At 52.5% G+C, this 276-nt stretch carries 1 protein-coding gene; it reads right to left on the reverse strand.

From position 1 onward, the window contains the following. Positions 1-276 (reverse strand): alkyl hydroperoxide reductase subunit F family protein (locus tag F1003_RS18650; RefSeq protein ID WP_202913914.1); only part of this gene is annotated, 276 nt, incomplete at both ends.

The following is a 276-nucleotide window of genomic DNA, read 5'->3' on the forward strand; positions in this document are numbered from 1 at the left end:
TCACTGTTTTACTTTTCAGTACAGCGCCGTTTTCAAGTTCAAGTTCGAAGAGGTCTTTTTTCTCAAGGCGTTTCGCACGCTGAAGGTTCATGACGTCAATATCATAATCTTTCACGTGCTCTTCAAGGCTTGCAGCGAGCTTCGGTCCTTCAGTCGCTTTGACGCTGATGAAGTTTTCGATGCTCATGGTGTCGAGTACCTGGCCGCCGAAGCGTTCAGCGACGACACCGGTGCGGATGCCTTTACGCGCCGTGTAGATCGCCGCGCTTGCGCCGG

It is taken from the genome of Winogradskyella ouciana (assembly GCF_009709615.1).
GTDB classification, from domain to species: Bacteria; Bacteroidota; Bacteroidia; order Flavobacteriales; family Flavobacteriaceae; genus Winogradskyella; species Winogradskyella ouciana.